The organism is Pseudacidovorax sp. (assembly GCF_017991995.1).
GTDB lineage: Bacteria > Pseudomonadota > Gammaproteobacteria > Burkholderiales > Burkholderiaceae_C > Xenophilus.
This window is the reverse complement of record NZ_JAGOPN010000007.1, coordinates 106,105-129,417: the sequence shown is the minus strand read 5'-3', so window position 1 is coordinate 129,417 and position 23,313 is coordinate 106,105. Positions and strand designations below refer to the sequence as shown.

The window sequence follows — 23,313 nt, the reverse complement described above, 5'->3', positions numbered from 1 at the left end:
TGGCCGCGTTCCATCCGGGGCCTGCCAGAAGGCCGGCCCCATTTTTAAAGCTCAGAAAAGGAAATCCATCATGAAACTCGTCTCAACCGCAACGCTGATCGCCGCCTTGGCGTTTTCTGCTGCCACCTTCGCCCAATCCGGCGACATGGGCAGCATGAAGATGGAGGGTAAGGGCATGCAGGAGTGCATGGACATGAAGGGGATGAAGGGCATGGACATGAAGGACATGGATGCCAAGAAGTGCCAGGACATGATGAAAGGCATGGACGCCAAAGGCACCGCCAAGTCCGCGGCCCATGAGGCCGATGCCGTGGTGAAGGAATTTGACGCGGTCCAGGGCAAGGTCACCCTTGCGCATGGCCCCGTCAAGAGCCTGGGGTGGCCCGCGATGACCATGGCGTTTGGCGTCAAGGACAAGGCCCTGTACGACAAACTCGCCGTGGGCGCGAAAGTCCACGTCGGGTTCAAGAAAGAGGGTGACGGCTACGTCGTGACCTCGGTCAAATAACGCGCCGCAGACGATGTGAGCCTGCGACTACGGTGAACGCGCACGCGTTTCGTAGTCGCATCCTTCCTGCAAATTGATCAAGGTGATCAGCATCGTCACCCAAGGCGTTTTTCTGTTTCACCGCAGATGCAGGGCGATCCCGGCCACTGGAGCATGGCCGGCCACGCTGTCGTGCTGCGCATTGAACCCCTGCGGGTTTCGCCCCATGCGGGCTCTCATCGCTGACACCTCCGGCCCAACTTGCTGACCAGGGCCTGCGCGCTGCGCTTGCCAAGACCGGGTGTAGCTGGATGGTGGGGTGTGGCGGCTTGCTGTCTCCCCATGGTGCCACGGCGTTCGCGCCGTAAAGGGCGGCGCGCCATGGGCGCTTGCGGCCTGCGGCCGTCGTGCCCCTTGACGGCTTGCGCTGCGCCGTGACCCGCAGGGGCTGGGCAATTCCGCCCGGCATCCTTTCAGGAGTTCAGCATGAACTACGCATTCATCACCGACGAGCAGCGTGCGCTGCTGCTGGCCAACGGCCGCGCATCCTTGGAGAACCCGGACTTCGATCCGGCGCCCGTAGTCAAGCTGTTCACGCCCGATGCGGGCGCGACCTGGCTGCTGACCGAGATTGATCCCGACGACCACGACCACGTCTTTGGTCTTTGCGACCTGGGCCTGGGGATGCCGGAAATCGGCTGGGTCAGCCTGGGCGAGCTGGCAGCGGTGCGCGGGCGGCTGGGGTTGCCGATCGAGCGTGACCTGTCTTTCCGCGCCGAGAAGCGGTTGAGCGCCTATGCGCGCGATGCGCGCTTGGCCGGGCGGATCGCTGTCTGACCTGGCCTTGGGAGCGCCGCAAGGCGCTCCTTGTGCTTTCTCGACCATCGAAGGAGATCAATGCCATGAGCAGCCATCACGACTACATCATCGAAATCACGGCGCAGCACGATGCGCTCAAGCCGTTCGCGCCGGAGAACGGCCAGCCCTTGCGCTTCAAGATCGGCGACGCGGTGATCTACACCAACGAGTACGGCGCACAGTTCCGGCGCCGCGTCACCGGGTTCTACCAGCCCACCGGGCTGTCGGGTCTGTACGCGCGCGGTGCGCGATACCTGCTGGACTCGTCATCGCCGTGGATGCCGGTTGCGGAATCCAGCCTGCGTCCTGACGACTCGGCATGATGCCTACGCGCCCCTGACGGGGCGCTGCGCGCTTCGCTTGCCTCCAGGGGAAAGCCCTGCGGGCTATCCCCGCCGCGCGATGCTTGGCACCCCTCAAAGACCGCCGAACCGGCTGCGCCGGATCGGCCAGACAACATCAGCCGCAGATCGACGATGCCTCGCGTTTGCTCATCCTGATCCAGTTGTTCATTCCACTTTGAAGGCTGGGCGTCCCCGGCCACCTGGGAGATAGCCGGTCGCGCTGTCGTGCGCGTGGCGCATCGAGCCGCCTGCGGCGTCTCGCCCCTTCGGGCTTCCATCGTTCCCTCGCTCCGCTCGGCTGACGCCTCCGGCCCGGCTTCCAGCTTCGGGCCTGCGCGCTTCGCTTGCCGTGCGGTCGGTGTGTAGGGACGGCCGTTGCCATGTCCAGCCGTCTTCCCTGACTTCATCACCTTCACCGCGACTGTAGCCCGCGGCTGTGTGCCGTCAAGGCGCGCAGGGCCGTGTCCTCGGCTGCGCCTGCGGGCCGCACCAACCCTGCGCTTGTCTCCTTGACGGCCCCCGTCCGCGCGCTCCTGACCGTCGCGGGCGATGAACTCAGGAAGGACGGTGGCAACAGGGCCAACCGGGTTCCTCGTGCCGACCGCACCGAACAGCCGAAAGGCTGGGCTCCGAATCTAGGAATCCGGTGTGCGGTTTTCTTCAACAGCCTTTTTGTTCAGGAGAACGACATGCTTGCAACCCGTTTCGCTTCCCACTCCCCGGCGCTGCGCAGCGGCTACCCGCTGTCCGATGACCAGATTCGCAGGGTGGCCCCGTCCATCTTCGCGGATGCACCGCATGAGAGCCGTTCCGAGCGGTACGCCTATATCCCCACCGCCGCCGTGCTGACCGAACTGCGCAAAGAGGGGTTTCAACCCTTCATGGTGACGCAGACCCGCGTGCGCGATGAAGGCAAGCGCGAGCACACGAAACACATGCTGCGCCTGCGCCATGCCAGCCAGATCAACGGCGCGGAAGCTAACGAAATCGTGCTGCTGAACTCCCATGACGGCACGAGCAGCTACCAGATGCTGGCCGGAATGTTCCGCTTCGTGTGCAGCAATGGGCTGGTGTGCGGTGACACCGTGGCCGATGTGCGCGTACCCCACAAAGGCAACGTGGCCGGGCACGTCATCGAAGGCGCTTATGAGGTGTTGAGCGGCTTCGAGCGGGTGAAGGAATCGCGCGACCTGATGCGCGGCATCACCTTGGACGATGGCGAATCGGAGGTGTTCGCCCGTGCTGCGCTGGCGTTGAAGTACGACGACCCGGACAAGCCAGCGCCTGTCACCGAATCGCAAATTCTGATGCCGCGCCGCTTCGACGACCGCCGCCCGGACTTGTGGAGCGTGTTCAACCGCACTCAAGAAAACCTCACCAAAGGCGGCCTGTCCGGGCGCAGCACCAACGGACGCAGGCAGCAGACCCGCCCCGTGCAGGGCATTGATTCCGACATTCGGCTGAACCGTGCCCTGTGGCTGCTGGCCGATGGTATGCGCCAGCTTAAGGCTTGAACCGTTCCCCCGCCGGAGGGGCGGTTCCCCTCCATTTCCTTGTTTCACTTATTGGAGATTCACCATGAACGCCGTTACCACTACCGAAGCCCGCGCCGTCCACACCGCAGCCAGCAGCGCAGCGAACGTGCTGCAAGCCGCCGACCCGAGCAAGCACATGATTCTGGTTCCGCTGTCGCGGCTGGTGCTGCGCCCCACGGGCCGCAATGTGCGCAAGACCCCGCGCATGTCCATCCCCGAACTGGCCGCGAGCATCCAGCGCGTTGGCCTGCTGCAAAACCTGATCGTGATTCCCGCCGCTGATGGCGAGCATTACGAGGTGGTGGCCGGTGGCCGACGCCTTGCAGCCCTCAAGCTGCTGGCGAAGAAACACCGCATCGCCAAGGATTGGGAGGTGCCTTGCCTGCAGGTGGCCGATGGCACGGCCCGCACGGCCAGCCTCACCGAAAACGTGCAGCGCGAAGCCATGCACCCCGCAGATCAGTTTGAAGCGTTTGCGGCATTGGTGGCCGAGGGCCGGCCCATCGAGGACATTGCGGCGGATTTCTCCGTCACGCCGCTGGTGGTGCAGCGCCGCTTGAAGCTGGCGAATGTCTCGCCCCGCCTGATGGCCGACTATCGCGCCGATGCCGTGACGCTGGATCAGTTGATGGCGCTGTCCATCACCGACGACCACGCCGCGCAGGAGGCCGCGTTCTATGATGCGCCACAGTGGCAGCGCAACCCGTCCAACTTGCGCGAGCGGCTGACCGAGCGCGAGATTGGGGCATCGCATCCGCTGGTGCGCTTTGTCGGGTTGGACACCTACGAGCAGGCAGGCGGAGGCATCCGCCGCGACCTGTTCGCGGAAGGCGATGCGGGCGTGTACCTCAACGATGCCGCTCTGCTGGAAACGCTGGTGCGCCAGAAGCTGGCGAGCATTGCCGACACAATCCGCACCGAGGGCTGGGCATGGGTGGATGCCACGCCGGGCGTGACCCATGCCGACCTGCACGCCTTTCAGCGTGCGCCGAGGGAGCGCCGCGCACCGGGCAAGCGCGACGCACAGCGCATCGAGAAGTTGCAGGCCAAGATGCAGGAAGTGGCCGAAGCCATTGATGCCGCGATGGACGCCGACGACGAGGACAAGGCCGAAGCCTTGCAGGAAGAAGGCGAGCGCCTGGGCGAGCAGTTGCAGGCATTGGAGGATGGCTTGCTGGACTATGCCGCGAGCGTGAAGGCCGCAGCCGGTGCCATCGTCACCATCGACCGCAACGGCGAAGCCGTCATTCATCGCGGGTTGCTGCGCGAAGCCGAGGCCAAGGCGCTGCGCACGCTGGAGAAGCTGCGCCAAGGTTTTAGCGGCGCGGAAATCGAAGGCGACGACGACGGCGAAGATGCCGACGAAGCACCCAAGGCCGCAGCCATGTCCGACCGGCTGGCCCAACGCTTGAGCGCCCACCGCACCGCCGCGCTGCAAACCGAAGTCGCCCGGCATCCGCAGGTGGCGCTGGCGGCGCTGGTGCATGGCATGGTGCAAACCATCTTGCAGGGCAGTCACTACGGCCACGATCTGCCGCTGGGGGTTCGCCTCACGGTGCAGGACAGGCTGGAAGGCATGGCCCCGGACTGGCCGGAATCGCCTGCTGCTGTGGCTCTGCACGAGGCGCAGCAGGCATGGGGCGAGAAGCTGCCCGAGGACAGCGCCGAACTGTTCGCTGCGCTGCTGGCGATGGAGCAAGGCGAACTGGTCAAGCTGCTGGCCGTGTGCGTGGCTTCGACGGTGGACGTGGTGACGCCGCGTGCCACGGTGCAGCAGCCGGGCGCGGAACTAGCGCAGGCCGTGGGGCTGGACATGGCCGCGTGGTGGCAGCCGACTGCCGAGGGGTATTTCCGGCATGTTCCAAAGGCCGTGATTCTGCGAGCCGTGGGCGAGTACGCGCCCGAGCACGTCACCCGGTTGGCAAAGCTGAAGAAAGCCGACATTGCCAGCGAAGCCGAACGACTGGCCGATGGTACGGGCTGGATGCCCGCCATCTTCAAGGCCATAGGCTCGCAGGGAGCTGCGCAGGAGGAAGGCCCGGAACAGGACGCCCCGGAGGATGCCGAGGTAATGGCGGATGAACCCGCCGAGGCGCTGGCTGCTTGACCCGCGCCAATGGCAATCGCCCCGGCCTTGACCGGGGCGCTTCGCTGGAAGGAGAACCGCCCCATGACCCGCACCACGACCAGCCGCCCGCGCATGGAGGCGATCTACGCGCCCGGCACGGTGCGCGCCCGCCGCTGGCGCGGCGATGGCGACGTGTGCGGCTACCTCCCGCCCTCGGGCTGGACGACGCGCGCCGACCTCGCCGACATTCACCCCATCACGGGACGCGCCTTGCCGCGCGCCGTGTGGTGGCTCATCAAAACGAAGGAATAACCGCGATCAGCACCGCGCCCAGGCCGTTCCGTCCTGGGCGCGGTAAAAGCCCAATCCGGGCGCGGCGGTGGCCGCGCCCGGTGTTGAAGGCCCAACAGCTCCATCAGAACGCCGCCGCCTTCGCTGGCACTCAGGCGGCGGCGTTGAAATTGCCGGGCGTCACGCCCGGCAACGCGCTGTCGGGTTTTCCGGCTGCGCCTCATGCCGTCTTTGCTGTTGTTATAATATAGCCCCCTAGACTATATTAATTGTCGGCTGTCATGTCCCATACCTCTCGCCAGAAAGACAAGCTGGTCGCCCGTGTTCGCCGCATCAAAGGGCAGTTGGAAGGCATCGAGCGCGCTTTGGAATCAGACGCGGCGTGCGTGGAAGTGCTACGCCAGATCGCGTCAGTGCGCGGCGCGGTCAATGGCCTGACCGCCGAGGTGATGGAAGACCATTTGCGCGAGCACGTCCTGGAAGTTGAAACGGACAAGGAGCGCCGCCAGGGCGGCGAGGAAATGGTCGAGGTCATCCGAGCCTACATGAAATAAACCCGCCGCCCGCCGGCGACCTTTTCCAGATGACAGGGACTCCCCGATGACAATGACCTATACCCCCTCGGCCTCAGGCCACGACCATTTCTTTCTCGGCAGCGACCACCAGCGCAATGAGCGCAAGGTGTGGCTGGTGATCGCTCTCACGGCCAGCATGATGCTGGTGGAAATCGTGGCCGGTTCGATCTACGGCTCCATGGCGCTGGTGGCCGATGGATGGCATATGTCCACCCATGCGGGCGCGATGCTGATTACCGCGCTGGCCTACCGCTTTGCGCGCCAGCATGTGGGCAATCCGCGCTTTACCTTCGGCACGGGCAAGCTCGGCGATCTGGCCGGCTTCGCCAGCGCGATCGTCCTGGCCTTGATTGCCCTGCTGATCGCTTGGGAAAGTCTGGTACGGCTCACCCAACCCATCCATATCGACTTTAACCAGGCGATCGCCGTGGCTGTCGTGGGCCTGGGCGTCAACCTGGTCTGCGCTTGGCTGCTGAAGGACGACCATGCGCATCACGGTCACAATCATGGACATCACCACCACGATCACGACCATCATGTGCCAGGCAAGAGCCGCGACAACAATCTGCGCGCCGCGTACATCCATGTGTTGGCCGATGCGCTGACATCCGTATTCGCCATCGTCGCGCTGCTGCTCGGCCGCAGCTACGGCTGGCTGTGGGCTGATCCGGTCATGGGTGTGGTGGGCGCGCTGGTGATTGCCCGCTGGTCATGGGGGCTGATCCGGGACTCCGGCAGCGTGTTGCTCGATGCGGCAGTCGAGGGCGAGGAAGTGCGGCAGGAGATTCGGGAGGCCGTGGAGCCGACGGGAAGCGAGGTTACAGATCTGCATGTCTGGCAGGTGGGGCCAGGGCATTTCGCGGCCATCGTCTCACTGGTGGCTCGGGAGCCCCAGGAGCCCGCGCACTACAAGGCACTGCTCGCGCATATTCACGAACTGTCGCATGTCACGATCGAAGTGCAGCGCGGGGCCGCATGAGCATCGGCGTCACCTTGAAGGCTTGGGCCAGGCGGATCAAGCGTGATGGCGTGACGCTGTGGTTTGCCGGCAAGCATCCCGGCACGCCTTGGTATGCCAAGGCGCTGGGGCTGTTCGTGGTGGCCTATGCGCTCAGTCCCATTGACCTGATTCCAGACTTCATTCCGGTGCTGGGTTATGTGGACGATGTGATCTTGTTGCCCGTGCTGATCTGGTTGACTGTGAAGCTGCTGCCATCCGATGTGCTGGCGCAATGCCGTATTCAGGCCGATGAATGGATGCTGGCGGAAGGCGCCAAGCCGCGGAGCCGGTTCGGGGCAGTGATGATCGTGGCGCTGTGGCTGGTGATGGGGGTGGCATTGTGGTTCTGGCTCATGCCGCATCTTTAGTTTTTCCTGAGGGCATATTGAATGGCATGGGCGTGTCGGCGCGAAGCGCCGCCGGGCTTTCGAGCTGCGTCCCGTGCTTCGTGCCGAATTACGGCCATTCGGCTTCAATCCCTCACGCCTTCGCGCCTGCGCTTGCCTCCTGAGGATCGGCGCAAGGCTCATCCCTGCCGCGCGGTGCTTGACGCCCGTCGAATACCGCCGAACCGGCAACGCCGGATCGGCCAAGCCGGCGCCCCCGCCGCGATGGGCGGGGAACTGGCGAATACGCTGGAGCTTGCTGCGGCAGGTTGTACGGATGCGTGCCGTCCCCGACGCTGACGGTTCCTGCCCATCACGTTACGAAGGACGGTTCACGGGCATCCCGCCCGGCATCGCTATGGAGCTTCCATGCCACGCCTCAAGACTGGCGCCGCAAGGTGTGACCGGGGCGTTCTCGCCCGTCATTGGGGTGTTGACCTGGCCCGCGTCTGGGAGCGAGCCAGTGCAGCGTTCGTGCGGGGATGCCGAGTCAGCCCTGTCTCCTTTCGAAGCGGTTCGGCCCAAGGCGTCCTTGTCTTGTTGTGAATCCTGGCGGTGGCACGGCTGCGCCTCGGGCTTTATGGCTGCAACCGTCCGGCGAAAACAATTTCCCCCTGCGCTGCGCGCATTCCTCGCGGGACAAATTCTTTTCGCCTCCCGGTTCTCCACTGCGTTGCGACCGCAAGCGGTGCAGCCAGCCCGTCTCCCGCCGGTCGGATCACAACAAGGACGCGATGGGCGCGAACCTTGTTCAATCGTAAGGAGATTCATCATGGCAACCATCGGCACCTTCACCGCGGACAAAGACGGCTTCACCGGCACGCTGCGCACCCTGACCCTCAACGTCAAGGCCAAGCTGGTTCCCAACGACAAGGGGGACAACGAACACGCCCCCGACTTCCGCGTGCAGGCGGCGGGCTTCGACATCGGCGCGGCGTGGAAGAAAGTCAGCAAGGCCGAACGGCCCTACGTGTCCGTGACCCTCGACGATCCTTCGTTCCCAGCAACGGTCTATGCCCGGCTGATCGAGGAAGAGGACGGCACGCACACGCTGATCTGGTCGCGCAGCAAGCCCCAGGCGGCCTGATGGCCGCCAGCGCCCCGCCCACGCGGCGGGGCGCCGTGCCGCTTTCGCAGAGCTGCATGGAAGCCTGGTCATTGCAGGAGCGTGGCCCATGTTGGGCCGCTTCTGTTGAGGCATGGGGCGAGTCTGCGGCTGCAAGAACGGCCGGGCGTGTCGGTGCCTTGCACCGCCGGGCTTAGCTGGCTGCGCCCCGTGCCGTCTTTGTCGTCACGGCCATTCGGCGCCAATCCCTCACGCCTTCGCGCCTGCGGCGCTGCGCGCGTCGCTTGCTCCAGGGGATCGGCGCAAGGCCCATCCCCGCCGCGCTGCACTTGGCGCCCCTTGAACACCGCCGAACCGGCTTGCGCCGGATCGGCCGGGCCAGCGCCTACGGCGGGGCCGCCGCTGCGAGCTGGCTTTCAGCCTCGCTCATTAGCACTGCCGTGCTGCATTCGAGCGCGCCAGCGATCTTGAAAATGATCGCCAGCGTGGGCATGTGCTCGCCGCGCTCGATCTTCCCCATGTGGGAACGCTCGATGCCGGCCTGGTGTGCCAGCGATTCCTGCGCGATGCCGCGCTCCATCCGCAGAGCACGCACCGCCGCGCCGAAGGCGTGGGCCAGCTCGGCGTCATGGGTGGTGGAGCCGGCCGGTCGGCCGCGCTGGACGGTTCGCTTCTGCATAGACAGAAGCGTCAATTCGCAGCACAATTAAAACCACGTTATCTTTAACTCATTCATTCCGAATCAATCCTTTTTCGTGCTTCTACGTCTTTACAGAAATACGCATTTGCGGTTTTTCACGGAAGCACAAAACCGAATCCGTGCATTTCCTCAAATCCGCCGATACGGCTTTACGCTTTCACGCTTCGGTGGATTTGTTCCAAGAAAGGGCTGCCCATGAACCGACTCATCACCGAGGACGAGCGCAGGCAGTTGCTGGCCCACGGCCAGAATCGCGCCGCTGGCGGCTCCATCGACCCGTTGCCCGTGGTGCGGTTGTTCACGCCGGACGCGCATCTCACTTGGCTGCTGGCCGCGCTCGATCCGGCCGATGGCGATACGGCCTTTGGCCTGATCGACCTGGGGCTGGGAATGCCCGAGCTGGGCACCGTGAAGCTGTCCGATCTGGAATCCATCGTCGGGCCACGCAAGCAGCCCGTGATGCGGGATCGGTATTTTCAGGCGGCACGCCCGCTGTCGGAATATCTGCGGCTGGCCCAGGAGAATGGTTCCATCCTCGATTGAACCGTTCGCACTGCGGCCAAGCGGGGCGTATTGGGACTATTTCAGTCTTATTCCAGACCTGTCCGGTCTGAATCCGCACTCTTGCATTCAACCCGTGCTGGTGTGACCCAATCAGTCACGATCTTTTATGCGGGTACGGGCACGGTGTTTTGTGCCGCATGACGTTGTCGGGTCGGGCGGTCGTCGCATTCGGACGGGATTCGCAATACACCGGAGCCAATCAGTCTTGACACCGCATGTTACATGCTTGAATTGATGCAGATGATGGTTTTGATCTGGATGCGATAGCTTCGTTTTGATCGGCCCGTGGCGACGTTCCTGCTGTTCGACAGGAGCTTTCGTCATGGTCAGCCCTCACCATTTCCCGCACTGGTATCCCACCGCCGCCTACCTCTACGTTCTGCGGCTCGATGCACTCGCACTGGCCTGGGAGTACCTGCGGCGCCATCCCGACTACCGGCTCGACTGGCTGCACCGTCATCGCCGGCCGCAGGCGGCACAGCACGCGGCGCATCGCTGGGGCTTACGCCTGCTGGAAGACCCAGCCTTGGATGCGCGCGACGCGCATCCGGCCTGGCTCCCCGGCCATGCCGGCGTGGTGCAGCTCTACCCCGATGCCGACCCACCGCAGAATGCCACCGCCTTCGCGTTCTGGCGCATCCCTGGTCACAAGCAATTGATCCACGATGGCAAGCGGCTGGTGCTGATCGCGCGCAGCCCTGGCCATTGCCTGCGCTTCGCGCTGGCACCCGGCCTGGAGGACGGCATGGCTGTCGCCTATGCCCATCACGGCGGTGCTGCCGCACCTGCACGCGGCCATGCGCCCGGTGCGGCGCTGGCCAATGCTCGGCCCCGGCCATCGCATTCGGCCTTGCTGGAACTGCACACCTTGCAGGCGCTCGACGCAACCCTGGCGGGTGCGTCCTTGCGCGATGTGGCCGAAGGCTTGTTCGGCGTGGATGCCGCAGCCGGTTGGTACAGCGACGGCGGCCTGCGCTCCAAGGTGCGCCGCCTGACGCGGCGCGGCGATGCGCTGATGCGCGGCGGCTATCGCCGCCTAGCACAGCTTGCGCCGCTTGAGAAGGGTCGTTTTGAAGGCCACGCAAAACGACCCTGAGCAAGAGAGCTTCATTTTCTGAGACTGCCTCCATCCGGTTGCGCTGTGTGGCCGGAGCCCTGCAACCGATGGAGGTTCTCACCATGCGTCCTGCTCCCTTGCGGCCTGCCGCCGCTCCCGCAACCACCTCGGCCGCTGTCGCGCAACCGCAGCGTTATCTCACCAACGACGAAGCCGCCGACTACCTGCGACTGTCACCGCGCACGCTGGAAAAGCAGCGCGTGCTGGGCGGCGGCCCCAAGTTCCGCAAATTCGGCCGCCGCGTCATGTACGCCGTGGCCGATCTCGATGCCTGGGCTTCCGAGCGCAGCTTCGAGAGCACATCCGATCCCGAGTACGCCGAGCAGCATTCGGCGGACAGCCGTGCGCGCTGACCGCTGGCGCGCGGGTGGCTTTCGCCATGTCCAGCCCTGCGCTGCCGTCCCGGCAGCGGCTCGTGCCAGAGCGCGAACAGCTCGACCTGTTCCGTGCCCTGCCGGGCGACATGGCGCCGCGCGACAGCCAGGATTTGATGGCCTTTCCGTTCTTCTCGCTGGCGAAGTCGCGGCGCGTGGCGCCGATCGACTTCCGCGCCAGCGGCATCACGATCCGCGTGGAGGGAACGCAGGAGCATGGCATCGCCACGATTTGGGATGCAGATGTGCTCATTTGGGCGGCTTCGCAGATTGTGGAGGCGCGCGACGCGGGCTTGCGTCCATCGCGGCTCATGCAGGCCACGCCCTACGAGATCCAGCGATTCATTGGGCGCGGTACGTCGCTGCGCGACTACCAGCGCCTCAAGGCGGCCTTGGATCGCCTGCAATCCACGACGGTGGCCACGTCCATTCGGGAGACCACGGGAAGACGGCTGCACCGCTTCTCGTGGATCAACGAATGGAAGGAACTGGCCGATACCAAGGGCACGCCCTTAGGGCTGGAGCTGATCCTGCCGGACTGGTTTTACGCGGGCGTCATGGATGCCGCGCTGGTGCTGACCATCGACCCAGCGTATTTCCGGCTCACGGGCGGCATCGAGCGATGGCTGTACCGGCTGGTGCGCAAACACGGCGGGCGACAGCCGGGTGGTTGGCAATTCGATTTCCGACACCTGTATCGGAAATCGGGCAGTGCCACGCGCTTCTCAGACTTCGCCTACGACCTGCGCGCACTGGTCGCGCGGCAGTCGCTGCCCGGCTACGTCCTAGGCATCGAGCGGATGCCGGACAACAGCGCCGAGCTGCTGACCTTCCGGCCCGTGCCGTTCGCGGCACGGGGATAAACGGTGCGCAGCTTGTGGACGGGCTCGTGCTATCAGGAGTACGAGGTATCGTGCTATCGGGAGTACGACTCTCGTGCTATCAGGAGTACGGATCGGCCGCAAAGCCAATAACGGCGCGGGTTTCGGCCTCCCCTAACTTCCCTAACTTAAAACATCTAACTGGTAGTAGAAGCGCCGCACCTCGGTGGAAAACCGCCACGCGGCGCGAAGCACAGCGGCAACAACCGGGCTTTCCAACAGGGAGGGCCAGGCCATGATCGTCGCGCTGCTCAACCAGAAAGGCGGCGTCGGCAAAACCACGCTGGCTACCCACATCGCTGGCGAGCTGGCGATGCGCGGCCAACACGTCGTGTTGCTGGACGCCGACCCGCAAGGCTCCGCGCTGGACTGGACGCAGCGCCGCAGCCAGCAAGGTTTGCCAAGGCTGTTCAGCGCCGTGGGCCTCGCACGCGAAACGCTGCACCAGGAAGCGCCAGAACTCGCCAGGCGGGCCGATCACGTCGTCATCGACGGGCCGCCGCGCATCGCCGCCTTGGCGCGCTCCTCGCTGCTGGCGGCCGAGCGCGTGCTGATCCCGGTGCAGCCCAGCCCCTACGACCTGTGGGCCAGCGCCGAGATGGTGGCGCTGATCCGCGAGGCGCAGGTGTTTCGGCCTGCGCTGCGCGCGGCCTTCGTCATCAACCGGCGCGTGAGCACCACGGTGATCGGACGCGAAGCACGCGGCGCGCTGGCCGAGCAGCCGCTTCCTGCGCTGCGCGCGGAAGTGCATCAACGCATCGTGTTCGCCGACAGCGTGGCTGCTGGCCGGCTGGCACGCGAGACGGCGCCGGACAGCGTCGCCGCGCGCGAAATCACCGCACTGGTGGACGAACTGCTGCGGTGGCCGACATGAGCAGCCCCGCCAGCAAGCGCACGACAAAGCGCGTCGGCATCGGCGCGCGTCCGCCCGCGAATCCGCACGCCGAGGCGTGGATTCGCCAGGGCGACGCCGATGCGCTGGGCAAGGGCGACCTCTACACCGCACGCCTGACGCTCGACATCACGCCCGCAATGCGGGCGCGCATCAAGGTGTCGGCGTTCACGCAAGGCGTGACGGTGGCCGAACTGCTGCGCGGCCTGCTGGAGCGCGAGTTTCCAGAACAACGCAGGGAGAACACACCATGACCGCATCCGCTTCGTCTGCCCCCGCGCCTGTTGCCTTCGCGGCCACGGCTGCACCGTCGCCGCCACTCCTAGCACACGCGACGGGGCCAACATCAACGCCGCTAACGCGCGTTTCGCTGGCCTTCCTGGAGCACCGTTTCAAGCTCTACCTGCGCTTCGGCGAACCGGCGCGCACGCTGCGGCTCGACCGCTGGCGCAGTCTCGCCGTATTCATGCCGAATGCCATGTTCTGCCGCATTCGCTGGCAGTCCACCGACTACGGCACTGTTCGCTGGCAGCTCATGGTGATGCAGGCTTGCACGCCGCTGGACGCGGCGCAGCGCATCCCCGGTGTGCAGCCGGGCGCACGCCTGCTGCTGCACACCGAGGGCGAGAACCAGGTGCGCGCCGTGCTGGAGCGCATCGACGCCATCGAGGCGCTGGGGATCGCGCCATCCGCCGCTTCACCCGCGTACTGGCGCACGCTCGCCAACCGGCTCGCTGCGCGCCTGCCGCTGCCCGAATACACCGCCGAGCGGCACGCCGGATGGCTCATCGGGAGGGCGCTGCCATGACCGCCGTTTCGACTGTCGGCACCGCGCCGCGTCCTCGCTCACGCCTGCGCGCTCGCATCGTGCTCGCGTGCCTGTCTGCCTGCGGCCTCGCTGCGCTGGCCTGGGCGTCCTTCGTGCATCCGCTGCCGCGCATCATCTACAACCCGTCCGACAGCGTGGCGGTCGGCTGGTATCGCGTGGAACCGCTCCACCAGCGTACCGACTCGCTGCACCAGCCTTTGTCCGTTGGCAGCATCGTCTTGACCACGTTGCCGGCAGACACCGCCGCGCTGGCCGCGCAGCGCCGCTACCTGCCGGCGCGCGTGCCGCTGCTCAAGCGCGTGGGCGCCGTCGCGCCGCAAACGGTGTGCGTGTTTGATGCGCTGGTCTGGATCGACGGCGTGCCGGTGGCCGCCGTGCTGCCCGCCGACCGGCTGGGCCGTCCGCTGCCTTCCTGGCGGCAGTGCCGCCAGCTTCGGCCTGGCGAACTGTTCCTCTTGAGCGTGACCAACCCGGCGTCGTTCGACAGCCGGTATTTCGGGCCGGTCAGCGCATCCGCCGTGATCGGCGTCGCGCATCCGATCTGGCTGGAATCCCGCCCATGATGGCCGTCGATTCGCTGCACGTTGCCATGCATCTCATCGTGCCATCGGGCGTGTCGTCCTGCTGGTCGTCGCCGTGTCGTCGCGCGTGCAGTGCGGGTGCATTCGCACCGCACTTCGCGCTGTCTCCGGCGCAGCCGTCCAACGTGCAGGCGTCTTGCCTCGAACGCGCCCGGCCTGCGGCCGTATCCGCGTTCGCCGGCGCGCTGGCTGCTGGTGCAGCAGCGCCACCGGGCCGCGATTGCCGGGAGCGGATGCGGGAGGCAAATGCGGAAGGCAAGACAAAAGGACGCGGCACCGGGCCGCGTCGAAAGCCTGTCTGCACGTGGGGGTGGCGCGGCACGGAGCGGCTTTGCCGCCGTGCCGCTTGGGGCGCGAAGCCCGCGCCGATGCAGTCATGTCCACGTGCTTCGCACGCCCGGACACGCCAGAGCTTGCAGGGAGCCCAGCCATGACCAACCGCCGCGATGACGATTTCCGCATCCGCCCCAGCGCCCCGAAGAACCGGGGCCAGGGCTTCGTTTCCAAGGTGCTCAAACAGGCAGGAAAGGCCAGCAGCGGCAAGTCGGCGGTGCGCCGTCCTGGCGGCAGTGGCAAGGGCGCCGGCATCGGCCAGCGGCCCGGCTCGCGGCTGGGACGCGGCCACACGGCGGCGCGCTTCGCGGGCGCGAAGCTCACGCCCATGTCGCGGCGCGTGACCATCAAGACGCTGCTGGTCAATCAGCAGCGGGCCAGTCCGCAGTCGCTCGCCAAGCACCTGCGCTACATCGAGCGCGACGGCGCCGGCCGCGACGGCGAGCCAGGCCAAGCCTATGGGCCGCAGACCGATGCTGCCGGCCTCGACGCCTTCAAGGAACGCTGCGCCGACGACCGGCACCATTTCCGCTTCATCCTCTCGCCGGAGGATGGCGCGGAACTGGACGACCTGCGCACCTACACGCGGCATCTCATGGGCCGCATGGAAGCCGACCTGGGCACACGGCTGGAATGGGTGGCGGTCGATCACTGGAACACCGACAACCCGCACACCCACTTGATCGTGCGCGGACGCGACGACACCGGCAAAGACCTCATCATCGCGGGCGACTACATCGCCGATGGCTTCCGGCATCGCGCGTCCGAGCTGGCGACCGAATGGCTGGGGCCACGCACCGAGCTGGAGATCCAGCAGACCTTGCAGCGTGAAGTGGATCAGGAGCGATGGACGAGCCTGGATCGCACGCTCAAACGCGAACTGGGCGACGATGGCTTGGTGCATGTCGAACGGTTCAACGAACCGCGGCTGCAACGCCAGCGCCTGCTGCTGATCGGCCGCCTGCAACGCTTGCAGCGCCTGGGCCTGGCCGACGAGATGCAGCCGGGCACCTGGGCCGTCCACGCCGATGCCGAAAAGACGCTGCGCGCCCTGGGCGAGCGTGGCGACATCATCCGCACCATGCAGCGGGCCATGCGCGGCGAGCCGCGCGAGCTGGCGGTGTTCGAGGCGGGCGACGATGGCCGAACCATCCTCGGCCGCGTGGCCGCGAAGGGGCTGGCCGACGAGCTGCGCGACCGGGGCTATCTGGTCATCGACGGCGTGGACGGCAAGGCCCACTACGTCGCGCTCAACACCCGCGACGAACTGGCGAACTATCCGGCCGACGCGGTGGTGGAGGTGAAGGGATCGGCCGATGTGCGCGCGGCCGACAAGAACATCGCCGCGCTGGCGAGCGATGGCCTGTACCGCACCGACCACCACCTCGCCATCGCGCAGGGTCAGGCCATGCCCGGCCGCGATCCACAGGAAGTCGTCGCAGCCCATGTCCGTCGGCTGGAAGCCTTGCGCCGCGCCGGCATTGTGGAGCGCGTGGCCGAAGGTCTATGGAAGGTGCCGGACGATCTGCCCGAGCAGGGCCGCCGCTACGACGCGCAGCGCCTGGGCGGCGTGGCCGTGGAGCTGAAATCGCACCTGCCCATCGAGCGGCAGGCCCGAGTGATCGGGGCCACCTGGCTCGACCAGCAGTTGATCGGCGGCGGCTCGGGTCTGGGCGACCTGGGCTTTGGCGGCGAGGCCAAGCAGGCGATGCAGCAGCGCGCCGACTTCCTGGCCGAACAGGGACTGGCCGAGCGGCGCGGGCAGCGCGTGATCCTGGCGCGCAACCTGCTGGGCACGCTGCGCAACCGGGAACTGGCACAGGCCGCGAAGGACATTGCCGGCGAAACCGGCCTGGAGCATCGCCCGGTGGCCGATGGGCAGCGCGTGGCCGGCATCTACCGGCGCAGCGTCATGCTCGCCAGCGGGCGCTACGCGATGCTCGATGACGGCATGGGATTCAGCCTAGTGCCGTGGAAACCAGTGATCGAGCAACGGCTAGGTCAGCAACTTGCTGCCACTGTACGCGGCGGTGGCGTGTCATGGGAGATTGGACGGCAGAAAGGCATGTCCATCATCTGACGAGCAACCTGCTTCCGACGAGTCGAAACTGCGCCCATCCACGATCTGCATTCTCCCGCAATGGCGAGAGGCCAACTTAAGCGATGCGAGGCAGCGTTAGATCAAATTTAGTCGCTGTATCGCTGGACGTTGCCTGCACATGTCCACCATGAGCTTCGGCAATTGATTTGACGATGGCCAGCCCTAGCCCTGCACCTGCGTTCTTTCGTTGGCGGGCAGGATCTACTCGGAAAAAGCGATCGAATAACTTCGGCAGATCAGCCTCCGAAATTCGCTCGCCCGGATTTTCGACACTTATCGTTGTCCATCGTTCATCTTGCGCCAAAGCGACTGTAATACGCGACCCATAGGGAGTATGACGGATTGCGTTGGAAAGAAGATTGTTGAGCGCCCGCAGCAACATCTCACGATCCGCTCGTATTGGTTCGGCAGCACCCTTTGCGTAAAGTGTGATGTTGCGGTCTTCAGCTAATGCCTCGAAGTAGTCAAACAAACCTCGGATCAACTCAGCCAAGTCGATTTCGCCGAGGCGGAGATTTCGAGGGTCATTTTCCGTTTGAGCTAGAAACAACATGTCGCCGATCATGCGACTCATGCGATCAAACTCCTCCAAGTTGGAGTAGAGGATCTCCCGATATTCCTCTGCACTGCGGGGTTGCCCGAGCGCCACATGGGACTGCGTAATCAGGTTGGTAACGGGTGTACGCAACTCGTGCGCAATGTCGGCGGAAAAGTGCGACAGGCGGACAAACCCTTCCTCGATTCTGGCCAGCATGTCGTTGAAGGCGACCACAAGTTCAGCCAGTTCTATAGGTACGTCCAGAGGATCAAGTCTCACATCTAGCTTTGAAGAGCGGATCGTGCGAATCTCCTCGTTGACCTTGCGGATTGGAAGGTGGCCCCATTGCACGGCCAGCCAAGCCACCCCGAGCGCAATGCAGAGAACAAGGCAGGTCGCCCACCAGAGCATGCGCTTGAACTCTGCCAAGAAATCGAGATGAAAGCCGATGTCCATGGCAGCGACGATGCGGTAGCCAGGTGCCGCCGAATCGTCGGCAGGCAGTTGTAGCGCCACACCTCGATAAGACCTCTGATTCTCTTGCCACACCGTCAAATCGTCGGCGGTGATGCGGTTGACCAACTTTTTGCTGCTGGCAAGTTTCGACAGGTCAGGACCCGGCGTGGCATAGATGGTATTGCCCGGCCGATCATAGACACCATAGGTCATCCCATGATGTCCTGCCACTGCATTGGCTAAATGCTGCCGCAACTCATCTTTGTCCATGTCATTAGCGATCTGTCGCAACGGCTCTGCCAAGGCCGTGACCACTGCGTCCAGTTCATGGGCGTCCTGTTGGGCAAAGTGGTGCTCCAGGGATCTAACGACAACCCAGTTGAACGCTAGAAATACCAAGGTAGTGGCAATGCCAACCAGGGCCGTGACCCTCAATGCAAGCGACGCGGGACGGCTTCGCCGTGGCTTATGGCGCGAGGTCATCATCAGGCGCATCGAGCGTGTATCCCATGCCACGTACAGTGTGGATGAGCTTTGGATTGAACGCATCGTCGATCTTTGCGCGCAGACGACGGATGGCCACATCAATGACGTTGCTGTCGCTGTCGAAATTCATGTCCCATACCTGAGACGCAATCAACGAACGCGGCAGAACTTCACCCTGTCGGCGTGCCAGCAGTTCGAGCAACGCGAACTCCTTGCTGGTGAGATTGATGCGCTGACCAGCGCGCGTTGCACGTCGGCGCGGCAAGTCCAGCACCAAATCGGCAACTTGGATGCGATCAGGCTGGCTCGGAGCGCTTCCGCGTCGCAGCAGCGTCCGCACCCGCGCCAGCAATTCCGAGAACGCGAACGGCTTGACGAGATAGTCGTCTGCCCCCAGTTCCAACCCCTTGACGCGGTCATCTACGCTGCCACGTGCGGTTAGAAATAGCACAGGGACTTGTTTGCCAGCATCTCGCAGCGAACGCACGATGCGCCAGCCATCGACATCCGGCAGCATGACATCCAAGACCACCAAATCGTAGGTCTCGCTCATGGCCAAGTGGTGTCCGTCCAATCCGTTACGCGCCAGATCCACGACGAACCCTGCCTCCATGAGACCTTGGCGGACGTAATCCGCCGTCTTGTTCTCGTCTTCAACGACCAACAGCTTCATCGCATGCCCCATGAAATCGCTGCGGCGTAAGGAATTTTGCCGCCCACGATGCCCCATTCATCTGCTTCTTAGGGGCAATGTAATAGTCGCTTCCTGCCACGAAGATGACGCGACCATTACATGAATGTAATCCAAGGGTCATTCATCCGAAAGTGGTCACTCCATAGCATGACCTCCATGCGTCGAACCGTGCCGCCCAAGACCAAAGGCGGCTCTAAAGACGACTTTCAAGTTATCTATGGAGGATTTCAGGCCATGCCGCCTCGTTCGCCCTTTGTAATCGCGCCCCCACTGGGCCTGTCTCGTCGGCGTTTTGTTCAGGGGCTGGCCGCTGGCGGCGTCCTGGCCGGGCTGTCCACCCCGGCGCTCAGGGCATTTGCCCAACAAGGCTCCGCGACGCGCGGTGCCGCCCCTGTGCTGAAGGGCACCGAGTTCGACTTGGTGATCGCCGAATCGCCCGTGAACTTCACGGGCAAGCCAGGCGTGGCTACGACCATCAACGGCTCGCTGCCGGCACCGACATTGCGTTGGCGCGAGGGTGACACCGTCACAATCCGTGTGACCAACAAGCTGCGTGAAGCCACATCCATCCACTGGCACGGGATCATCCTGCCGTATCAGATGGATGGCGTGCCGGGCATCAGCTTCAATGGCATCGCTCCCGGCGAGACCTTCACGTACCGCTTCAAGGTTCAGCAAAGCGGCTCCTACTGGTACCACTCGCACTCCGGCTTCCAGGAACTCACGGGCATGTACGGGGCGATCATCATCGACCCCGCTGGTGCCGAGACCATCCGCGCCGACCGTGACCACGTGCTGCTGTTCTCGGATTGGACCGACGAAGACCCGATGCGGGTGTTCACCAAGCTCAAGTCCCAAAGCGACTACTACAACTACAACCAACCTACCGTCTTCGACTTCTTCCGGGACGCCTCGCGCGACGGCATGGCCGCTGCGATCGACAAGCGCAAGATGTGGAACGAGATGCGGATGAATCCGACGGATCTCGCCGATCTGTCCGCCGCCACGCTGACCTATCTGGCCAACGGCGTCACCCCCGCCGGCAATTGGACGGCGCTGTTCCGACCGGGTGAGCGCGTGCGGCTGCGCATGGTCAACGGTGCGGGCAACACCTTCTACGACGTACGCATTCCCGGACTGAAACTCACGGTGGTGCACGTCGATGGTGTTGACGTGGAGCCGGTGACGGTCGATGAGTTCCGATTCGGTCCGGGCGAAACCGTCGATGTGATCGTCCAGCCACGGGATGACGCTTACACGATCTTCGCCCAGGCGATGGACCGGACAGGCTACGCGCGGGCCACGCTGGCCGTGCGTGAAGGTCTTCAAGCTCCCGTGCCTGCCCTCGATCCGGTCGAATGGCTGACCATGAACGACATGATGGGCAGCATGATGGGGGGCATGGACCACGGCGGGTCCGGCCAAGCCATGGAGATGACGGGCATGACCGGGATGACCGGGATGACCGGGATGGATCATGGGGCGATGGCTGGCATGAATCACGGCGCCATGAACCACGGTGGCATGGCGATGGATCACAGCCAACACGCCGCGGCTGCGGGGGGACTGGCCGTGCCCAGCACTACTGCTCGCCACGCTCGCACCGAGTATGGTGCCAGCACGGACATGCGCGTTGACATGGCGCGCACCAACCTCGATGACCCCGGCATCGGACTGCGCAACAACGGTCGGCGCGTGTTGACCCTCGCGGATCTGCATACCCCGTCGGGGCCGCTGGACAAGAGAGGCCCTGGCCGGGAGGTCGAACTGCACCTCACGGGCAACATGGAACGCTACGCATGGTCCCTGGACGGGCTGGAGTTCGGAAAGTCCACGCCGGTGCACTTCAAACACGGCGAGCGGCTGCGGGTCATTCTGCACAACGACACCATGATGACCCATCCCATGCACCTGCACGGCATGTGGAGCGAGCTGGAAAGCCCCGACGGTCGCTTCCTTGCGCGCCGCCACACCCTGCCGGTGCAGCCGGCACAACGCATCAGCTTCCTGGTGACAGCCGACGCGCTCGGCCGCTGGGCGTGGCACTGCCACCTGATGTTCCACATGGATGCCGGCATGTTCCGCGAAGTCGTGGTGTCTTGAACCCAGCGCACAAGGAAGACCAAGAATGTCCAAAGCACTCCCCACTCGCGCACTGGCCACGACGCTTCTGGCCCTGGTAAGCGTCGCCGCCCAGGCACAAGCACAGAACGACCATGCAGCGCACGGCCAGGCCGACGCTCAAACGGCCGCGCCATCCACTCAGACCGTGGCTCCTGCCGCCGACCCGCACGCGGGTCACGCGACGTCGGCGAGCGGCTCGACCGCGGCCCCGGCCATGGATCACGGCAACATGCAGATGCAGGGCGGGTCGGCGCCTCCTGACGCCCGCGATCCGCATGGCTACTCCAATGGCCTGACATTGGGATCGGGCGACTACGCCGTACCCGGTGTGCCGCGGCTGATGCTGGCCGACGAACACAGGTTCTTCTCGTTGCGCGGCGAAACCCTGGAACGCCGCTTCACGCGCAAAGGGGACGATTCCACGGCCTACGACCTCCAGGCTTGGTATGGGACGACCTACAACAAGGCCGTCGTGAAGGCCGAAGGCGATATCGCCAAAGGAAAGCTCGAAGAATCGCGTACCGAGCTTCTCTGGGGGCACGCCGTCGCACCGTACTGGGACACCCAGCTCGGCGTTCGGGTGGATAACGGAGAAGGCCCGAGCCGTCAATGGTTGGCTTTCGGCATCCAGGGCCTCGCCCCCTACTGGTTCGAGCTGGAGGCGACGGGCTACGTGGGAAGTGGCGGACGTACGGCGCTGCGTGTCGAAGGAAGCTACGAGCTGCTGCTGACCCAGCGACTGATTCTGGAGCCTCGTGCCGAATTGCAGTTCTATGGCAAGGACGACCCGGAACGCGGTATCGGCAAGGGCTTGGCCGAAGCGTCTGCTGGCTTGCGCCTGCGCTATGAATTCAGTCGCCAGTTCGCCCCCTACATCGGCGTGGAACGGGCGGGCAGCTTCGGACGCACCGCGGACTATGTGCGCGCCGAAGGTGGCCGCGCGCAGCAGACGCGCTGGGTGGCTGGCGTGCGATTCTGGTTCTAGAACCTTGTGGGTTTGATCATCTGATGAGAGGCAATCTATGAACATGCACTACGACAGAAGCCAGGGCAAAGTGCCGAGACGCCAAGCATTGATCGCTGGCTTGTTGGTGATGGCACTCGCAGGACCGAGCCTGGCGCAGAGCCGACCGATCGCCAAGGTGTGGAAGGACCCGAGCTGCGGTTGCTGCAAGGACTGGGTCTCACACCTGCAAGGCGCAGGCTTCGATGTGCAGGTTCTTGACACCGGGAACACGGCAGCGCGCACGCGGCTGGGCATCCCGCAGAAGTACGGTTCGTGCCACACGGCGCAGATCGGCGGCTATGCCATCGAGGGTCATGTGCCTGCCTCGGACATTCAACGCTTGCTGCGCGAAGCCCCGCAGGCCATCGGCCTCGCGGCGCCGGGCATGCCGGTCGGTTCGCCCGGCATGGATGGTCCGGCCTATGGTGGACGCAAGGACGCCTACGACGTGCTGCTGATCGGGAAAAACGGTAGTAGCACGGTCTATCAGTCGCATCGCTGACCATCCATCAACCCTTTTCCGTGGAGATATGCCATGCAGCATCAGCACACACAGACCCCCAGCGATCGTCCCCGGTTCTGGCGATCGCGCTACGGCGTGGCGTTCCTCATCATCGCCGCTGTCGCCGCGTATTTCCTGCTCAAGGAGCACACGGCACATGTTGCCGGCTATCTCCCCTTCCTGCTGCTGGCGGCTTGTCCGCTGATGCACCTGTTCATGCACCGTGGTCACGGCCACGGCGGACACGATCATGCCGCGCGTCAGGGTGAGGAAGGTGCCGCACCCGCCAAGGAGCAGAAGCAATGAGTCGCGTGCTCGCACCGTGCGAGCACGCGACGCCGCGCTTGTCTCCTTGCGCGCCTGCGGCCTGCTGCGATCACCAGACACCAACGGTTAACGGCGGAGGGCACTTGTCACTATGAATTCACCCAGCAAGTCTTCAGGACATGAGCACGCAGGCATGGCGGCGGGTGCCACAACGTCCGGCCCGCATACGCACCACCATCACGCCAGCCATGCCGGCAG

At 64.7% G+C, this 23,313-nt stretch carries 26 protein-coding genes; 23 read left to right on the top strand and 3 right to left on the bottom strand.

The genetic code is table 11. The features are described from left to right. Positions 1-70 precede the first annotated feature (70 nt). From KBC94_RS11570 to KBC94_RS11525, 10 genes are all read left to right on the top strand, one after another. A complete protein-coding gene (locus KBC94_RS11570) occupies positions 71-508 on the top strand; it encodes a copper-binding protein (RefSeq protein ID WP_016451574.1) in 438 nt (145 codons plus the stop codon). Between the two features lie 465 nt (positions 509-973). Further along, a complete protein-coding gene (locus tag KBC94_RS11565; RefSeq protein WP_012202402.1) occupies positions 974-1,324 on the top strand; it encodes a DUF2958 domain-containing protein in 351 nt (116 codons plus the stop codon). Between the two features lie 65 nt (positions 1,325-1,389). Further along, on the top strand, positions 1,390-1,668 hold the full coding sequence (locus KBC94_RS11560; protein ID WP_012202401.1) for a hypothetical protein: 279 nt from the start codon (positions 1,390-1,392) through the stop codon (positions 1,666-1,668). 710 nt (positions 1,669-2,378) lie between these two features. Beyond that, positions 2,379-3,203: a DUF932 domain-containing protein gene (locus KBC94_RS11555; RefSeq protein WP_012202400.1), complete on the top strand. Its 825-nt coding sequence runs from the start codon at positions 2,379-2,381 to the stop codon at positions 3,201-3,203. A gap of 64 nt (positions 3,204-3,267) precedes the next feature. Further along, positions 3,268-5,331, top strand: a complete 2,064-nt coding sequence (locus KBC94_RS11550) for a ParB/RepB/Spo0J family partition protein (RefSeq protein ID WP_016451573.1) — start codon at positions 3,268-3,270, stop codon at positions 5,329-5,331. A gap of 63 nt (positions 5,332-5,394) precedes the next feature. Next, entirely contained in the window at positions 5,395-5,604 is a 210-nt protein-coding gene (locus KBC94_RS11545) for a hypothetical protein (RefSeq protein WP_016451572.1), read from the top strand. A 260-nt stretch (positions 5,605-5,864) separates the two neighbouring features. After that, positions 5,865-6,137: a metal/formaldehyde-sensitive transcriptional repressor gene (locus KBC94_RS11540; RefSeq protein WP_012202397.1), complete on the top strand. Its 273-nt coding sequence runs from the start codon at positions 5,865-5,867 to the stop codon at positions 6,135-6,137. Between the two features lie 46 nt (positions 6,138-6,183). After that, complete coding sequence (dmeF, locus tag KBC94_RS11535) at positions 6,184-7,137, top strand: CDF family Co(II)/Ni(II) efflux transporter DmeF (protein WP_012202396.1); 954 nt, start codon at positions 6,184-6,186, stop codon at positions 7,135-7,137. Beyond that, entirely contained in the window at positions 7,134-7,526 is a 393-nt protein-coding gene (locus KBC94_RS11530) for a YkvA family protein (protein WP_012202395.1), read from the top strand. The genes dmeF and KBC94_RS11530 overlap by 4 nt, the downstream gene beginning before the upstream one ends. 790 nt (positions 7,527-8,316) lie before the next feature. Beyond that, entirely contained in the window at positions 8,317-8,631 is a 315-nt protein-coding gene (locus KBC94_RS11525) for a DUF736 domain-containing protein (protein WP_016451571.1), read from the top strand. A gap of 364 nt (positions 8,632-8,995) precedes the next feature. Here KBC94_RS11525 and KBC94_RS11520 read toward each other — a convergent pair whose 3' ends face one another. Next, a complete protein-coding gene (locus KBC94_RS11520) occupies positions 8,996-9,289 on the bottom strand; it encodes a helix-turn-helix transcriptional regulator (protein WP_012202393.1) in 294 nt (97 codons plus the stop codon). A 216-nt stretch (positions 9,290-9,505) separates the two neighbouring features. Here KBC94_RS11520 and KBC94_RS11515 point away from each other — a divergent pair, with 216 nt between their 5' ends. The 9 genes from KBC94_RS11515 (at position 9,506) to KBC94_RS11475 (ending at position 16,961) form a co-directional block, all read left to right on the top strand. Continuing rightward, the gene (locus KBC94_RS11515) at positions 9,506-9,853 is read left to right on the top strand and encodes a DUF2958 domain-containing protein (protein ID WP_012202392.1); all 348 of its coding nucleotides are present in this window, start codon (positions 9,506-9,508) and stop codon (positions 9,851-9,853) included. A 343-nt stretch (positions 9,854-10,196) separates the two neighbouring features. Next, positions 10,197-10,970 (top strand): DUF2285 domain-containing protein, encoded by a 774-nt coding sequence (locus KBC94_RS11510; protein ID WP_016451570.1) that lies wholly within the window; start codon positions 10,197-10,199, stop codon positions 10,968-10,970. Positions 10,971-11,053: 83 nt separating this feature from the next. Continuing rightward, positions 11,054-11,344, top strand: a complete 291-nt coding sequence (locus KBC94_RS11505) for a helix-turn-helix domain-containing protein (protein WP_016451569.1) — start codon at positions 11,054-11,056, stop codon at positions 11,342-11,344. A 26-nt stretch (positions 11,345-11,370) separates the two neighbouring features. Then, positions 11,371-12,228, top strand: a complete 858-nt coding sequence (locus tag KBC94_RS11500; protein WP_012202390.1) for a replication initiator protein A — start codon at positions 11,371-11,373, stop codon at positions 12,226-12,228. A 253-nt stretch (positions 12,229-12,481) separates the two neighbouring features. Next, positions 12,482-13,120, top strand: coding sequence for a ParA family partition ATPase (gene parA / locus KBC94_RS11495; protein WP_012202389.1), 639 nt, complete (start codon positions 12,482-12,484; stop codon positions 13,118-13,120). Further along, complete coding sequence (locus KBC94_RS11490; protein ID WP_012202388.1) at positions 13,117-13,392, top strand: hypothetical protein; 276 nt, start codon at positions 13,117-13,119, stop codon at positions 13,390-13,392. Before parA ends, KBC94_RS11490 begins: the two co-directional genes overlap by 4 nt. Continuing rightward, a complete protein-coding gene (locus KBC94_RS11485) occupies positions 13,389-13,946 on the top strand; it encodes a DUF2840 domain-containing protein (RefSeq protein ID WP_012202387.1) in 558 nt (185 codons plus the stop codon). Before KBC94_RS11490 ends, KBC94_RS11485 begins: the two co-directional genes overlap by 4 nt. Beyond that, positions 13,943-14,530 (top strand): S26 family signal peptidase, encoded by a 588-nt coding sequence (locus tag KBC94_RS11480; RefSeq protein ID WP_012202386.1) that lies wholly within the window; start codon positions 13,943-13,945, stop codon positions 14,528-14,530. Before KBC94_RS11485 ends, KBC94_RS11480 begins: the two co-directional genes overlap by 4 nt. 448 nt (positions 14,531-14,978) lie before the next feature. After that, entirely contained in the window at positions 14,979-16,961 is a 1,983-nt protein-coding gene (locus KBC94_RS11475; RefSeq protein WP_294370378.1) for a relaxase/mobilization nuclease and DUF3363 domain-containing protein, read from the top strand. Positions 16,962-17,037: 76 nt separating this feature from the next. On the opposite strand, the gene KBC94_RS11470 is transcribed toward KBC94_RS11475, so the two are convergent. Then, positions 17,038-18,471 carry a heavy metal sensor histidine kinase gene (locus KBC94_RS11470; protein ID WP_012202384.1) on the bottom strand — a complete coding sequence of 478 codons (1,434 nt, stop codon included), beginning with the start codon at positions 18,469-18,471 and terminating at the stop codon, positions 17,038-17,040. Next, entirely contained in the window at positions 18,443-19,135 is a 693-nt protein-coding gene (locus KBC94_RS11465; RefSeq protein WP_012202383.1) for a heavy metal response regulator transcription factor, read from the bottom strand. Before KBC94_RS11465 ends, KBC94_RS11470 begins: the two co-directional genes overlap by 29 nt. 255 nt (positions 19,136-19,390) lie before the next feature. Here KBC94_RS11465 and KBC94_RS11460 point away from each other — a divergent pair, with 255 nt between their 5' ends. The 4 genes from KBC94_RS11460 to KBC94_RS11445 are packed head-to-tail and all read left to right on the top strand — an operon-like array spanning position 19,391 to position 23,094. Continuing rightward, positions 19,391-21,259, top strand: coding sequence for a copper resistance system multicopper oxidase (locus KBC94_RS11460; protein ID WP_016451566.1), 1,869 nt, complete (start codon positions 19,391-19,393; stop codon positions 21,257-21,259). Positions 21,260-21,284: 25 nt separating this feature from the next. Continuing rightward, positions 21,285-22,265: a copper resistance protein B gene (locus KBC94_RS11455; RefSeq protein ID WP_005408883.1), complete on the top strand. Its 981-nt coding sequence runs from the start codon at positions 21,285-21,287 to the stop codon at positions 22,263-22,265. A 37-nt stretch (positions 22,266-22,302) separates the two neighbouring features. Next, positions 22,303-22,788 (top strand): DUF411 domain-containing protein, encoded by a 486-nt coding sequence (locus KBC94_RS11450; protein ID WP_003090303.1) that lies wholly within the window; start codon positions 22,303-22,305, stop codon positions 22,786-22,788. Between the two features lie 33 nt (positions 22,789-22,821). Further along, a complete protein-coding gene (locus KBC94_RS11445) occupies positions 22,822-23,094 on the top strand; it encodes a DUF2933 domain-containing protein (protein WP_008063316.1) in 273 nt (90 codons plus the stop codon). Positions 23,095-23,313 lie beyond the last annotated feature (219 nt).

Coding starts and splice junctions, on each gene's coding strand:
- KBC94_RS11485 (WP_012202387.1), top strand. CDS start 13,389: ATGACCGCATCCGCTTCGTCTGCCCCCGCGCCTGTTGCCTTCGCGGCC.
- KBC94_RS11545 (WP_016451572.1), top strand. CDS start 5,395: ATGACCCGCACCACGACCAGCCGCCCGCGCATGGAGGCGATCTACGCG.
- KBC94_RS11570 (WP_016451574.1), top strand. CDS start 71: ATGAAACTCGTCTCAACCGCAACGCTGATCGCCGCCTTGGCGTTTTCT.
- dmeF (WP_012202396.1), top strand. CDS start 6,184: ATGACAATGACCTATACCCCCTCGGCCTCAGGCCACGACCATTTCTTT.
- KBC94_RS11515 (WP_012202392.1), top strand. CDS start 9,506: ATGAACCGACTCATCACCGAGGACGAGCGCAGGCAGTTGCTGGCCCAC.
- KBC94_RS11470 (WP_012202384.1), bottom strand. CDS start 18,471: ATGCGCCTGATGATGACCTCGCGCCATAAGCCACGGCGAAGCCGTCCC.
- KBC94_RS11475 (WP_294370378.1), top strand. CDS start 14,979: ATGACCAACCGCCGCGATGACGATTTCCGCATCCGCCCCAGCGCCCCG.
- parA (WP_012202389.1), top strand. CDS start 12,482: ATGATCGTCGCGCTGCTCAACCAGAAAGGCGGCGTCGGCAAAACCACG.
- KBC94_RS11530 (WP_012202395.1), top strand. CDS start 7,134: ATGAGCATCGGCGTCACCTTGAAGGCTTGGGCCAGGCGGATCAAGCGT.
- KBC94_RS11560 (WP_012202401.1), top strand. CDS start 1,390: ATGAGCAGCCATCACGACTACATCATCGAAATCACGGCGCAGCACGAT.
- KBC94_RS11455 (WP_005408883.1), top strand. CDS start 21,285: ATGTCCAAAGCACTCCCCACTCGCGCACTGGCCACGACGCTTCTGGCC.
- KBC94_RS11520 (WP_012202393.1), bottom strand. CDS start 9,289: ATGCAGAAGCGAACCGTCCAGCGCGGCCGACCGGCCGGCTCCACCACC.
- KBC94_RS11460 (WP_016451566.1), top strand. CDS start 19,391: ATGCCGCCTCGTTCGCCCTTTGTAATCGCGCCCCCACTGGGCCTGTCT.
- KBC94_RS11550 (WP_016451573.1), top strand. CDS start 3,268: ATGAACGCCGTTACCACTACCGAAGCCCGCGCCGTCCACACCGCAGCC.
- KBC94_RS11510 (WP_016451570.1), top strand. CDS start 10,197: ATGGTCAGCCCTCACCATTTCCCGCACTGGTATCCCACCGCCGCCTAC.
- KBC94_RS11450 (WP_003090303.1), top strand. CDS start 22,303: ATGAACATGCACTACGACAGAAGCCAGGGCAAAGTGCCGAGACGCCAA.
- KBC94_RS11525 (WP_016451571.1), top strand. CDS start 8,317: ATGGCAACCATCGGCACCTTCACCGCGGACAAAGACGGCTTCACCGGC.
- KBC94_RS11555 (WP_012202400.1), top strand. CDS start 2,379: ATGCTTGCAACCCGTTTCGCTTCCCACTCCCCGGCGCTGCGCAGCGGC.
- KBC94_RS11490 (WP_012202388.1), top strand. CDS start 13,117: ATGAGCAGCCCCGCCAGCAAGCGCACGACAAAGCGCGTCGGCATCGGC.
- KBC94_RS11445 (WP_008063316.1), top strand. CDS start 22,822: ATGCAGCATCAGCACACACAGACCCCCAGCGATCGTCCCCGGTTCTGG.
- KBC94_RS11480 (WP_012202386.1), top strand. CDS start 13,943: ATGACCGCCGTTTCGACTGTCGGCACCGCGCCGCGTCCTCGCTCACGC.
- KBC94_RS11565 (WP_012202402.1), top strand. CDS start 974: ATGAACTACGCATTCATCACCGACGAGCAGCGTGCGCTGCTGCTGGCC.
- KBC94_RS11500 (WP_012202390.1), top strand. CDS start 11,371: ATGTCCAGCCCTGCGCTGCCGTCCCGGCAGCGGCTCGTGCCAGAGCGC.
- KBC94_RS11540 (WP_012202397.1), top strand. CDS start 5,865: ATGTCCCATACCTCTCGCCAGAAAGACAAGCTGGTCGCCCGTGTTCGC.
- KBC94_RS11465 (WP_012202383.1), bottom strand. CDS start 19,135: ATGAAGCTGTTGGTCGTTGAAGACGAGAACAAGACGGCGGATTACGTC.
- KBC94_RS11505 (WP_016451569.1), top strand. CDS start 11,054: ATGCGTCCTGCTCCCTTGCGGCCTGCCGCCGCTCCCGCAACCACCTCG.